The sequence below is a fragment of the Segatella copri genome, assembly GCF_019127135.1.
Lineage (GTDB): Bacteria > Bacteroidota > Bacteroidia > Bacteroidales > Bacteroidaceae > Prevotella.
Genome location: NZ_JAHOEA010000074.1, coordinates 1 through 13,307 on the forward strand (window position 1 = coordinate 1; position 13,307 = coordinate 13,307).

Here is a 13,307-nt window from a genome sequence, read left to right on the forward strand (position 1 = left end):
CGTAATTACCCAGGGCGATGCCCTGGGCTAGGAGCTTCTGCCCTTTCAGGGCGTGCTGCTTGCGTTTCTCCCAAAAACAAACGCATAGGAGCGGCGATAAAGAAAAAATATCTCTTTTCTTTTCGTCAATTCGGATTTTTGATGTACCTTTGCATCGTAGAAACGTAGGTGGGCGTAACCGGAAGCTACGCATACCTATTTTATAATATACGTACATTATATAATAAGCATATTAAAAATTAGCAATAAGATGAAAAAATATGTTCTCGACCTGAAGGTGGTTTCCGTAGAGGCGCTTAGCGATAAGCACGTTTTGATTAAGCTTACCGATGAGAAACCTTTGCCTGAAATCTTGCCTGGCCAATTCGTTGAAGTAAGAGTAGACCATTCGCCTACTACCATGCTTCGCCGTCCTATCTCCATCAATTTCGTGGATCGTGAAAATAATCAGCTCTGGTTGCTCGTAGCAATGGTGGGCGACGGTACCCGTCAGCTCGGACAGCTCAAGGAGGGCGATGTGCTCAACTGCATGCTGCCTCTCGGCAACGGCTTCACCATGCCTACCGAGAAGAGCCAGAAATATCTGCTCGTAGGTGGTGGCGTAGGTGTGGCTCCGCTCCTCTATTTCGGAAAACTCATCAAGGATTTCGGGGCTGAAGTTACCTTCCTGCTGGGTGCACGCAAGGCTACAGATCTGCTCGAACTGGATGAGTTTGCCAAGATTGGTAAGGTATGCATCACTACCGAGGATGGCTCGGCTGGCGAGGTCGGTTTCGTTACCAACCACTCTGTTTTGGAGAATGAGAAGTTTGACATGATTTCTACCTGCGGTCCTAAGCCGATGATGGTGAGCGTGGCTCGCTTTGCCAAGAAGGCTGGCGTGGAGTGTGAGGTTTCTCTCGAGAACAAGATGGCGTGTGGCGTGGGTGCCTGCCTCTGCTGCGTAGAGAAAACTACCGAGGGTAACCAGTGCGTCTGCAAGGATGGACCTGTCATCAACATCAAGAAACTTACTTGGGAAATCTAATTAAGTGAAGAGTGAAGAACGAAGAGTGAAGAATTCGTTTGGAAGTAAAGAACGAAGAACAAAGAGTGAAGAATTCGTTTGGAAGTGAAGAGTGAAGAACGAAGAGTGAAGAATTCGTTTGGAAACGAAGAACGAAGAGTGAAGAATTCGTTTGGAAACGAAGAACGAAAAGTGAAGAACGAAGAATTCTCTTGTCTTTGTTTGTAAAAACATTTTTAAGTAAAACAGAAGATTATGGCTGATTTAAGTGTAAAGATAAAGGATTTGAAGTTGAAGAACCCTGTGATGACTGCATCGGGTACTTTCGGCTACGGATTAGAATTTGCCGATTTCGTTCCTCTGGAGGAGATTGGCGGTATTATCGTGAAGGGCACTACCCTGGAGCCGCGCGAGGGAAACGACTATCCGCGTATGGCTGAAACGCCTCAGGGCATGCTCAACTGCGTAGGTTTGCAGAATAAGGGTGTGGAGTATTTCTGCTCTCACATTTATCCTCAGATCAAGGACATTGATACCAATATGATTGTCAACGTGAGCGGACATTCGCCTGAGAGTTATGCTGAGTGTGCTGCGCGCATCAACGAGCTGGATAAGATTCCGGCCATAGAGCTGAACATCTCCTGTCCTAACGTGAAGGATGGCGGCATGGCTTTCGGTGTAACCTGCGAGGGTGCAGCCAGCGTGGTGAAGGCGGTGAGAAAGGTTTATAAGAAGACCCTCATCGTGAAGCTTTCGCCTAATGTTACCAGCATTGCCGACATCGCCCGTGCCGTGGAGGCTGAGGGTGCCGATTCTGTTTCGCTCATCAACACGCTGATGGGTATGGCGGTGGATATTGAGAAGCGCCAGCCTCTCTTGAGCATCCGTACGGGTGGTTTGAGCGGTCCTTGCGTTAAGCCTGTTGCCCTGCGCATGGTTTGGGATGTGGCTCATGCCGTAAACATTCCGGTTGTTGGTCTGGGCGGCATTTCTTCTGCCAAGGATGCCATTGAGTTCCTGATGTGCGGTGCTACGGCCATTGAGATCGGTACAGCCAACTTCATTGATCCTGCGGTTACGAAGAAGGTGAAGGATGGAATCAACGAGTGGCTTGATGCTCACGGATGCAAGAGTGTGACTGAGATTATCGGGGCCATCAAGTAATAATAATAAGGTTATGGATTTGAATCAGATAAACCCTGTTCTGTTGCTTGCTACGCTGACGCAGCAGATTGTAGAGCAGGAGAAAGAATTGGCAGAACAGAAGGATTCTGCGGAACACTCGTCTGTAAAAGCCTCTCTGAGCGAGAACCTCCTGAAGCGCGGCAATCTGCTGATGCAGATGGGCGACAAGGATGGTGCCGGAAAGGACATGAAGCGCTACCTGGAGCTGAACCCGGAGAAAGTAGGGGAGCTGACAGGAGAATTCAAGGCTGAAGGCAGAGAACATTGCAGATAAAGGGAAAGAGTCGCCTGGCTCTTGAGTACATTTTTCTGCATTTTCCCGCATTCTGATGATAAAAAACGGGCGAAAATATGTTTTTTAGCATAAAATATAAGGAAAATCAAGAAAAAAATATCAAATTGTTTGGTAGTGTCAAAGAAAAATGTTACTTTTGCAAACGAGTTGAGATTTTAGCAAGTCGAGACTTTGGAATCTGAGCACTCTCTGCTCCTTATATAAAAAGAGGTGTAGGAAAGGACTCGGGAATCTGAGCACAGACAAGCTCCTTATATAAAAAGGAGAAAGGGCTCGGAAAGAACAAAAGTGAGTAACATATAAAATGTAAAGACAATGAAGAAGTTTAACGCATTCTTTTTTAGCTATTACTTTTACTTTGCAAATAATTGTAAAGCGGGAAGTTGCGTGTAAATTTCAACTTAGGATATTAGATTCTTGAAATCATCGAAACGGTCCCGCTCTTATTGAGTAGGACCGTTTTTCGTAAAAAGAAGCCTGAAAAAACAAGAGATTCTCTGAAGCAGACTCAGAAAGAAAAGAATCAGAAAGAGGCATCCTGAGATACAACCATTGGGAATATACAAGATAAAAGAAACATGAAGAGAATAGCAATTCAAGGAGAGCTGGGATCTTTCCACGACATTACCGCCCACCAGTATTTCGAGGGCGAACAGATAGAAATCATCTGTTGTGCTACCTTCGAAGAGGTGTTCGAAAATATCAAGCGCGACCCTACCGTGATAGGCATCTGCGCCATTGAAAACACCATTGCGGGCAGTCTGCTCCACAATTACGAACTGCTCCGACAGAGCGGAGCCACCGTGGTAGGCGAGTATAAGCTCCACATAGAGCACAGCATCTGCTGTCTGCCAGAAGATGACTGGAGCACCCTGCAGGAGGTTCACTCCCATCCGGTAGCCCTCATGCAGTGTGGCAAGTTCCTGGCCAACCATCCCGACCTCAAGGCGGTGGAGGCAGAAGATACCGCAGGCTCGGCAGCCTACATCGCCCAGCACAAGGTAAGGGGGTGGGCAGCCATCTGCTCTTCTTACGCCGCCCACATGTACGGCATGAAGGTGCTGAAGGAAGACATCCACGACAATCCGCACAACTACACCCGGTTTCTCGTGGTCTGCAATCCGCAGAAGGCAGCCCTGCTCCGTCCCATCGAAAAGGCCAACAAGGCGAGCATCGTCTTCAGTCTGTCTCACGAAAAGGGATCGCTCTCCAAGGTGCTCACCATCCTGAGTTTCTACGACATCAATCTCACCAAGATCCAGTCGCTGCCGAACATCGGGCATGAATGGGAATACCTCTTCTACGTAGACCTCACCTTCGACAACCTCACCCGATACCGCCAAAGCATAGACGCCATTACGCCGCTCGTGAAGAAGATAATGGTGTTGGGAGAATATGAGGAGAAGGAGTAGTTGATAGTTTATAGTTAATAGTTAAAAATAAGAATTATGATACAACCAGCCAATAGAGTAACGGAAATACAGGAATACTACTTCAGCCGCAAGCTGAAGGAAGTGGCTAAGCTTAATGCCGAGGGCAAAGACATCATCAGTCTGGCCATCGGAAGTCCAGACATGCCGCCTTCTAAGCAGACCATTGATAAGCTCTGCGAGGTAGCCAACAATCCAAACGCACACGGATATCAGCCTACGGTGGGCATACCAGAGTTGCGCAAAGCAATGGCTGGTTTCTACAAGCGCTGGTATGATGTAGACCTCGACTGGGCTACCGAAATCCAGCCCCTCATAGGTAGCAAGGAAGGCATCCTGCACGTAACGCTCGCCTTCTGCAACCCTGGCGACGAGGTGCTCATCCCGAACCCGGGATACCCTACCTACACCGCCATCAACAAGATTTTGGGCACCAAGATTACCTATTACGACCTGAGAGAGGACAACGGATGGCAGCCCGATTTCGACGCCCTGGAGAAGATGGACCTGAGCCACGTAAAGCTGATGTGGACCAACTATCCTAACATGCCGACAGGCGGTGTGGCGAAGCGCGAAACCTACGAAAAGCTGGTGGCATTTGCCCAGAAGCACAACATCGTGGTAGTGAACGACAACCCATATTCGCTCATCCTCAACGAGCACCCTATGAGCATCATGCAGGTGCCGGGAGCCAAGGACTGCTGCATCGAGTTCAATTCTCTGAGCAAGAGCCACAACATGCCAGGCTGGCGTGTGGCGATGATTTCGAGCAACAAGACCTTCATCTCATGGATTCTGAAGGTGAAGAGCAACATCGACAACGGAAGCTTCCGAGGCATACAGCTGGCTGCAGCCGAGGCGATGCTGAACAACACGGATGAATGGCACCGCGAGAACAACATCCAGAACTACCGCCGCCGCCGCGACATTGCCGAGGAGATAATGAAGGTGCTCGACTGCCAGTTTGACCCTAACCAGGTGGGCATGTTCCTTTGGGGCAAGATACCGGAGAAATATGCCGATGTAGAAGACCTGACAGAGAAGATTCTGCATGAGGCTCGCGTCTTCATCACCCCAGGCTTCATCTTCGGAACCAACGGCAAGCGTTACATCCGTATCAGCCTCTGTGCCAAGGATGAGAAGATGAAAGAGGCCCTGGAGAGAATCAAGAAGGTTTTTGAAAGGTAAAAAGGTAAAAGGGTAAAAAGGTAAAAAGGTAAAAAGAGCCTTAACCCCTTTGAAAGGTAAAAAAGTAAAAAGGTAAAAAGAGCCTTTCCCCTTTCCGTCCCCGTTCCCAGCGATTCCATCGCTGGTCCCCCGGGCTTTAATCTTAAAGATAAAAAAGTAAAAAATTAAAAATATACGACTATGGAATTAGAATTAGAACCATTGAATTTTCCTAGTGATCAGGAACGCCCTTGCGTCATTGCCGGCCCTTGCTCGGCAGAGACAGAAGAGCAAGTGATGACTACCGCTAAGCAGTTGGCTGCCAAAGGTTGCCACATGTTCCGCGCAGGTGTGTGGAAGCCACGCACCAAACCGGGAGGCTTCGAGGGTAACGGCGAGAAGGCCTTGCCTTGGATGAAGCAGGTGAAGGAAGAAACAGGCATGCTGACAGCTACTGAGGTGGCTACCCCAGAGCATGTAGAGCTCGCGCTGAAATATGGAATCGACATTCTGTGGGTAGGCGCACGTACTTCTGCCAACCCATTCGCCATGCAGGCACTTGCCGACAGTCTTCAGGGCGTAGACGTGCCTGTGCTCGTTAAGAACCCGGTAAACCCAGACCTCGAGCTCTGGATCGGTGCCCTGCAGCGCATCAACCAGGCAGGCATCAAGAAGCTCGGTGCCATCCACCGCGGATTCTCCAGCTTCGACAAGAAGATTTACCGCAACCTCCCTATGTGGCAGATTCCTATTGAGTTGCACCGCCGCATACCACAGTTGCCAATCATCTGCGACCCTAGCCACATCGGCGGCCGCCGCGACCTCATCGCCCCTCTCTGCCAGCAGGCAATGGACTTAGGTTTCGACGGACTCATCGTTGAGAGCCACTGCAGCCCAGACGATGCATGGAGCGATGCCAAGCAGCAGGTTACCCCAGATGTGCTGGATTACATCCTCAGCCTCCTCGTAGTGCGCGATGAGCATTATTCTACAGAGGGTCTGCACCAGCTGCGCGGTCAGATTGACGAGTGCGACAACCAGCTGATGGATCTCCTGGCTAAGCGTATGCGCGTTTGCCGCGAGATTGGTACCTACAAGAAGGAGCACAACATGACCATCGTTCAGACCAGCCGTTACAACGAGATTCTCGACAAGCGTGGTGCCCAGGCTGCCCTCTGCGGCATGAGCCCTGAGTTTGCCGCTCAGATTTTCGAGCACATCCATGAGGAGAGTGTTCGCCAGCAGTTGGAAATCCTGAACCAGAAGTAAATTAAGTGAAGAGTGAAGAACGAAGAGTGAAGAATCCAAATGCTTTTATGGGTTCTTTGTTCTTTAGACAAGAGAATTCTTCGTTCTTCACTCTTCACACTTCACTTGAAAAATATGAGAATATTAATTATGGGAGCAGGTAAGATGGGAAGTTTCTTCATCGACCTGCTCAGTTTCGACCACGAGGTGGCGGTTTACGAGAAGGATGCCAAGCGACTGCGCTTCACCTACAACTGTTACCGCTTCACCAAGATGGAAGAGATAGAGATGTTCCGTCCCGAACTGGTTATCAATGCGGTGACGGTAAAATATACGCTGCCAGCCTTCGAAGAGGTGTTGCCACATCTCTCTCACGACTGCATCATCAGCGACATAGCTTCGGTAAAGACCGGACTGCAGGAGTTCTACGAGAAGAGCGGTTTCCGCTTCGTGAGCACGCACCCTATGTTCGGCCCAACCTTTGCCAATCTGAACCAGCTTTCAGAGGAGAATGCAGTCATCATCAAGGAGGGTGACTACATGGGCAAGATATTCTTCAAGGACCTCTACCAGAAGTTGGGGTTGAGTCTGCATGAGTATACATTTGATGAGCACGACCAGACGGTGGCTTACTCGCTGAGTATTCCTTTCGTGAGCACCTTTGCCTTTGCGGCAGTGATGAAGCACCAGGATGCTCCGGGCACCACCTTCAAGCGCCACATGCAGATAGCCAAGGGCGTGCTCAACGAAGATGATTACCTGCTGCAGGAAATCCTCTTCAACCCATACACATCGGGCCAGGTGGCACAGATCAGAGAGGAGCTTGCTGAGCTCATCGACATCATCGACCACAAGGATGCGAAGCGTATGAAACTCTTCCTTACCAAGATACGTAATCATGTGAAGGAAGATATTGAGATTAAAGAAAAATAAAAATGTTGATTTAATGGGGGAGCCCTTATATTATGTTCCCCCAGCCGTATATTTGCAAGTTTTGCATGTGAATGTAGAACTTTCGAGAATTTTATTAACACTCATAAAAGTCTTGCATGTGAATGTAGGGCTTTTTTTTATGTGTTGCCGGAAGCGGAAAAGCTTAATGACCTTAATGACCAATGACCTTAATGACCACCCCCGGTAAGGCGCCAGCAGGTGGATAATAAGGAAAAAAGGGGGCAAAATGAAAATATGTAAGGAGATAGGGGCGATTTCTGAAATATTATTTGTACCTTTGCACCCACAAATCAAAGGATAGATTGTAGAATCAATAAACAGATTGTAGAATCAGTAAAAAGAGAGCAGTTCTATTATGAGCGAACAGAAAGAAACAAAGAATGTGAAGAATGCTGCAGAGGCGCAGGCCCCTGAGCAGAATACAACAGAAACAGCAGCTAAGCAGAATGATAATGCTAAGCAGGCTGATACAACCGAACAGCAGGCGGATGCTGCTGCCTTCCAGGTAGTGAACGAGGGTTTTTCTACCCGCGAGGCCATTGAGGAGGCTAAACGCTGCCTCCACTGCAAGATTCCGCAGTGCAAGAAGGGATGCCCGATTGGTAACGACATTCCTGATTTCGTACACGAACTCTCTATGGGTAACATGGGTGCGGCGATGAGCATCATCAATGCCAAGAGCAACCTGCCGGCCATCTGCGGCCGTGTGTGCCCTCACGAGAAACAGTGTCAGGGCAGCTGCGTGCTCGGAAAGAAGGGAAAACCTGTACAGATAGGCAAGCTTGAGCAGTTTATTGCCGATTTTGATACCAAGATGAACCTCTCGCGCGAGATGTTGCCACAGAAAACACGTGGCCGCGTGGCAGTTATCGGTTCGGGTCCTGCGGGCTTGACCGTAGCCGGCGATCTGGCGCGCCAGGGCTTCAACGTTACCATTTTCGAGGGCCAGGCTGAGCCGGGAGGCGTGCTGATGTACGGTATTCCGGAGTATCGCTTGCCTAAGACGGTGGTACGTGCTGAGGTGGAAAAAATTGCTGCCCTCGGCGTGCAGTTTATCACCAACTGCATGGTGGGCGAGAACAATGTAACCATCGACAGTCTGTTCCGTGCAGGCTACGACGCCATCTTTATGGGCACAGGTACCAGCGTGCCTCAGAACATGGACTCTACACCGGGCTCAAAGCTCCACGGCGTGAGCCAGAGTACCTACTTCCTGCACAACGTAAATGCCTATAACGAAGGCGCTTTGCCCCGCGACATGGTTCCGCTGCGCGACGGCGAGAAGGTGGGCGTCATTGGCGGCGGAAACGTGGCCATGGATGCTGCCCGTACCGCTATCCGACTGGGTGCCGACGTTACCGTGCTGTACCGTAAGACCCAGGAAGAGATGCCTGCCATCAAGAGCGAATATGAAGATGCGGTGAAGGAAGGCGTGAAATTTGAGTGGAAAACTACCGTTGAGGCCTTCCTGAAGGGCAAAAACGGCCGTCTGGGAAGCTGTGTGCTGAACACTCCTGAGGGCGAAAGGGTAGAAAAATTCGACAGAATCTATCTCGCCATCGGTTCAAGACCAGCCAACCGTATCGTTTCTACCACTGCCGGAATCGAGGTGGATGAGAAGGGATATGTTAAAGTTGTTGAACGTCCGTTCGGTATGACCACCCGTCGCGGTGTGTTCGCCGGAGGTGATGTGGTACACCGTCCGCAGACTGTAGTTTTGGCGATGAAGGCTGCCAAGGAGGTGGCTCAGGGCATCGCCCAATATGTAGATGCCATCAAGCTTCTCGAAGAGGCTAAGCGTATCGAGAAAAATGGTATTGCTGATGTTGAATAACAAGCGTGTTATTAGATAATTATGCACTTTTCGGTGCTTCATTTTTTTTGGACCGTGAGGTTCGGTTTTTGGTTTAAATAGTAGACTTTTAGTCTACGAAAATGACAGGGTCGGAGAGTGGAGTTTTCTTCACTTCGCCGACCCTCGATTTTTACTACGCCATAAAAAAAGTTTTCTCTCGGGACAGAAAAAAAATTAGGTGGCGTGCGCAGAAATATTTAAGATTATTTTACTTTTAGAGTTTTCTCTTTCCCTGACAGTTTTCTGTGAAATATATTCATCATTCCTTCTTCCAGATGGTCATGTGGTCATTAAGGTCATTAGTCATTAAGGTCATTAAGCTTTTGAAATATGGGGGCAAAAATAGAGACAATAATAAAAATATATAATTATATATTTTTATTATTGTCCTAAAAAAATACTCCCCGTTGGCAAGTCCTTAATGACCTTAATGACTAATGACCTTAATGACCACTTTTTCCTGAGAGGGAGGTAGCCAGCCCCCAACCAGGTGTACCTAAAGAGCCATGCATCAGGAATATGGAAGAAGTCAGAAACGTTATAGGATTTTAATTTTCTGCCATCTCCCCTTAAATCTGCTTAAACTTCCTGCTGCCTTATCCGCTGTATGGATTTTTTTCTCTATATTTGCCAGCAGAAAAACAATGGAGTTTTTAGTAACTGACTGAACTTTCGCATGTGGTTCAAGTACGGGCTGAAGGCCCAAAAGCTCCTGAAGCAGCACGCCCTGAAAGGGCAGAAGCTCCTAGCCCAGGGCATCGCCCTGGGTATGATGGCAATCAGCAAGACGCCCTGTAAGGGCAAAAGCTTTATGTTTTGCTTGGAGTTTTAAAGCTTTTGCCCTTTCAGGGCGACAGGTTTGCGTCCGTAATTACCCAGGGCGGTGCCCTGGGCTAGGGGCTTCTGCCCTTTCAGGGCGTATGGGACAAAACTTGCGAAACTTGGATTAGTAAGAAACGAAACAGAAAACGAAACAGAAAAAAATCAGAAACGAAGTGATTATGAAGCAAAGAAGAAGAAAATACATACAGCTGCTCACGGCTCTGCTGCTCCTGCTCATCGGTCAGGAGGCTCGTGCCCAGAAGACATGCGTCATTGCATCGGCCGAGAACCATGTGCCTATCCGCGAAGCGCTCATCCATACCAACAACAACCACTGGGCGCGCACCGACTACCGTGGCTACTGGAGCATGCGCTACCAGTTTGATTCGGCTACCGTCTCCAAGCCCGGTTTCATCAAGGCAACCATCCGCTACCGGGAATTGCCCGATACGGTGTTCCTGCTGCCCGAATCAAAACAGATTGGCGAGGTGACCGTTTGGGGTAAGAACCAGGAAAGCGCCGGCAAGATGAAGAGCCAGGCCTGTCAGGAAGCTGTGGAGGCAGGCAGAAATGCCGCACTGGGACATACCCGCCTGGTAGGATTCGACCTGGGTAACATGATGGACAGTCAGGGGCGCCGCGACCAGAAACATCTGAAGGAGGCTAAAAAGATATTCTCGAAGATGGAAAAAGGCGATCCGCTCATCAATGCCTACGAAAAGGCGACGGGTAAAAAATATTTACTGAAGAATCCGGTTGATGCAGCTGATGAGAAACCTGCCGAAAAACAACCCCTTAAGGGAGATGAAAAGGCAAATGTCCCAAAGGAAGAGTAGGGAAAGGGGTGAAAATCAAAAAAAATGGAAGAATTCGGAAAATAATTGCCGAAAAACTTGCCCATGTCAGATTTATTTTGTATCTTTGCACCCAAAAATCATAAAAACGAAAAATTAGGCATGTTTGAAAATTTATCAGATAGACTGGAACGCTCATTCAAAATCTTGAAGGGCGAAGGAAAAATTACAGAAATCAACGTGGCGGAAACCATGAAGGATGTGCGCCGTGCACTCCTCGACGCCGACGTAAACTATAAAGTGGCTAAGGAATTCACCAACAAGGTGAAGGAGAAAGCACTCGGCATGAACGTGCTCACAGCCGTTAAGCCGGGACAGCTGATGATTAAGCTGGTTCACGATGAGCTGGCAGAACTCATGGGTGGCGAAGAAGCCCCACTGAAGCTCGAAGGCCATCCGGCCATCATCCTCATGAGCGGTCTGCAGGGTTCAGGTAAGACTACCTTCAGCGGCAAGCTTGCCAATATGCTCAAAACCAAGCGCGGCAAGAAACCATTGCTCGTAGCCTGCGACGTTTACCGTCCGGCAGCTATCCAGCAGCTCCATGTAGTGGGCGAGCAGGTAGGTGTTCCGGTTTACAGCGAGCCAGAGAACAAGGATGTGCTCAGCATCGCCGACCACGCCATCCAGCAGGCTAAGACCAACGGCAACGATGTGGTAATCGTCGATACAGCCGGACGTCTCGCCATTGATGAGCAGATGATGAACGAGATCAGCAATCTCAAGAATCATCTCCGTCCAGACGAAACCCTCTTCGTGGTAGACTCCATGACCGGTCAGGATGCCGTAAACACAGCCAAGGAATTCAACGACCGCCTCGACTTCAACGGCGTTGTTCTCACCAAGCTCGACGGTGATACCCGCGGTGGTGCTGCCCTCAGTATCCGTACCGTGGTAACCAAGCCAATCAAGTTTATCGGTACCGGCGAGAAGATGGAGGCCATTGACGTGTTCCACCCAGCCCGTATGGCAGACCGAATCCTCGGCATGGGTGACGTGGTATCTCTCGTAGAGCGCGCACAGGAGCAGTTCGACCTGGAAGAGGCTAAGAAACTGGAGAAGAAAATCAGAAAGAACCAGTTCGACTTCAACGATTTCTACAACCAGATTCAACAGATCAAGAAGATGGGTAACATCAAGGATCTGGCAGCGATGATTCCGGGCGTGGGCAAGGCTATCCGCGACGTAGACATCCCAGAGGATGCATTCAAGGGCGTAGAGGCCATCATCCAGAGTATGACTCCTAAGGAGCGCACCAACCCAGCCATCCTCAACACATCACGCCGCCAGCGCATCGCCAAGGGTTCGGGCACCAACATCCAGGAGGTGAACAAGCTCATCAAGCAGTTTGACCAGACCCGCAAGATGATGCAGATGATGACCGGCAACAAGATGGCGCAGATGATGAGCCGCATGAAGGGTATGCCGGGCATGCCTAAGATGCCGGGAATGTAAGAAATAAGTGAAGAGTGAAGAACGAAGAGTGAAGAATTCGTATGCTCTGCTACTTAACATTTAACATTTAAAATTTAACATTAAAGAATAAGATGCAGCTTATAGACGGAAAGGCGACGGCAGCCGCCATCAAGGAACAGATAGCCCGGGAGGTGGCACAGATTGTAGCCGCCGGTGGCAAGCAGCCACACCTGGTAGCCGTGCTCGTAGGGCACGACGGAGGCAGTGAAACCTATGTGAAGAACAAGGTGCTGGCCTGCGAGAAGTGTGGATTCAAGTCGACCCTCATCCGTTATGAGGAGGATGTTACCGAAGAAGAGCTCCTGCAGTGTGTAGACAAGCTGAACCGCGATGATGATGTTGACGGATTCATCGTTCAGCTTCCTCTGCCTAAGCACATCGATGAGCAGAAGGTGACCATGGCAATAGATTACCGCAAGGATGTAGACGGATTCCACCCGGTAAACGTGGGCAGAATGGCGCTCGGCATGCCTTGTTTCATCTCAGCCACTCCGCTCGGTATCCTCACCCTGCTGCAACATTACAATATTGAGACCAGCGGCAAGAAATGTGTCATTCTGGGCCGGAGCAACATCGTAGGCAAGCCGATGGCTCAGCTGATGATGCAGAAGCAGTATGGCGATTCCACCGTCACCGTATGCCACTCCCATTCCAAGGATTTGAAGAAGGAGTGTCAGGAGGCAGATATCATCATCGCAGCCATAGGCCGTCCTGATTTCGTGACAGCTGATATGGTGAAGCCGGGAGCCGTAGTCATTGATGTGGGTACCACCCGCGTGCCTGATGCTACGAAGAAGAGCGGTTTCCGCCTGAACGGTGATGTGAAATTCGACGAGGTGGCAGAGAAGTGCTCCTTCATCACTCCTGTTCCGGGAGGCGTTGGTCCGATGACCATCTGTTCGCTGATGAAGAATACGCTGGCTGCCGGCAAGAAGGAATATTACAGCTAGAAAAAAGATAACTGAACTTTCGCATGTGGTTCAAGTACGGGCTGAAGGCCCAAAAGCTCCTAGCC

12 protein-coding genes are annotated in these 13,307 nt (G+C 49.5%); all 12 read left to right on the forward strand.

Going from position 1 to position 13,307, the window contains the following annotated elements; genetic code table 11:
- Nucleotides 1–250: 250 nt before the first annotated feature.
- The 12 genes from KSW37_RS13870 (at nt 251) to folD (ending at nt 13,242) form a co-directional block, all read left to right on the forward strand.
- Entirely contained in the window at nt 251–1,027 is a 777-nt protein-coding gene (locus KSW37_RS13870; protein ID WP_217743513.1) for a dihydroorotate dehydrogenase electron transfer subunit, read from the forward strand.
- A 234-nt stretch (nt 1,028–1,261) separates the two neighbouring features.
- The gene (locus KSW37_RS13875; protein ID WP_118200035.1) at nt 1,262–2,170 is read left to right on the forward strand and encodes a dihydroorotate dehydrogenase; all 909 of its coding nucleotides are present in this window, start codon (nt 1,262–1,264) and stop codon (nt 2,168–2,170) included.
- A gap of 13 nt (nt 2,171–2,183) precedes the next feature.
- Nucleotides 2,184–2,465: a hypothetical protein gene (locus KSW37_RS13880; protein ID WP_022120894.1), complete on the forward strand. Its 282-nt coding sequence runs from the start codon at nt 2,184–2,186 to the stop codon at nt 2,463–2,465.
- A 599-nt stretch (nt 2,466–3,064) separates the two neighbouring features.
- A complete protein-coding gene (locus tag KSW37_RS13885; protein WP_217743514.1) occupies nt 3,065–3,898 on the forward strand; it encodes a prephenate dehydratase in 834 nt (277 codons plus the stop codon).
- A 36-nt stretch (nt 3,899–3,934) separates the two neighbouring features.
- Complete coding sequence (locus KSW37_RS13890) at nt 3,935–5,104, forward strand: pyridoxal phosphate-dependent aminotransferase (RefSeq protein ID WP_217743515.1); 1,170 nt, start codon at nt 3,935–3,937, stop codon at nt 5,102–5,104.
- Nucleotides 5,105–5,284: 180 nt separating this feature from the next.
- Nucleotides 5,285–6,352: a bifunctional 3-deoxy-7-phosphoheptulonate synthase/chorismate mutase type II gene (locus KSW37_RS13895; RefSeq protein WP_217743516.1), complete on the forward strand. Its 1,068-nt coding sequence runs from the start codon at nt 5,285–5,287 to the stop codon at nt 6,350–6,352.
- Nucleotides 6,353–6,466: 114 nt separating this feature from the next.
- On the forward strand, nt 6,467–7,264 hold the full coding sequence (locus KSW37_RS13900; RefSeq protein WP_022120890.1) for a prephenate dehydrogenase/arogenate dehydrogenase family protein: 798 nt from the start codon (nt 6,467–6,469) through the stop codon (nt 7,262–7,264).
- A 376-nt stretch (nt 7,265–7,640) separates the two neighbouring features.
- Nucleotides 7,641–9,119, forward strand: a complete 1,479-nt coding sequence (locus KSW37_RS13905; protein ID WP_254881141.1) for an NAD(P)-dependent oxidoreductase — start codon at nt 7,641–7,643, stop codon at nt 9,117–9,119.
- A 697-nt stretch (nt 9,120–9,816) separates the two neighbouring features.
- Nucleotides 9,817–9,972, forward strand: coding sequence for a hypothetical protein (locus KSW37_RS13910; protein WP_217314286.1), 156 nt, complete (start codon nt 9,817–9,819; stop codon nt 9,970–9,972).
- A 169-nt stretch (nt 9,973–10,141) separates the two neighbouring features.
- The gene (locus KSW37_RS13915; RefSeq protein ID WP_217743517.1) at nt 10,142–10,798 is read left to right on the forward strand and encodes a hypothetical protein; all 657 of its coding nucleotides are present in this window, start codon (nt 10,142–10,144) and stop codon (nt 10,796–10,798) included.
- Between the two features lie 120 nt (nt 10,799–10,918).
- A complete protein-coding gene (gene ffh / locus KSW37_RS13920) occupies nt 10,919–12,271 on the forward strand; it encodes a signal recognition particle protein (RefSeq protein WP_118079302.1) in 1,353 nt (450 codons plus the stop codon).
- Nucleotides 12,272–12,363: 92 nt separating this feature from the next.
- Nucleotides 12,364–13,242 carry a bifunctional methylenetetrahydrofolate dehydrogenase/methenyltetrahydrofolate cyclohydrolase FolD gene (gene folD / locus KSW37_RS13925; RefSeq protein WP_217314288.1) on the forward strand — a complete coding sequence of 293 codons (879 nt, stop codon included), beginning with the start codon at nt 12,364–12,366 and terminating at the stop codon, nt 13,240–13,242.
- Nucleotides 13,243–13,307 lie beyond the last annotated feature (65 nt).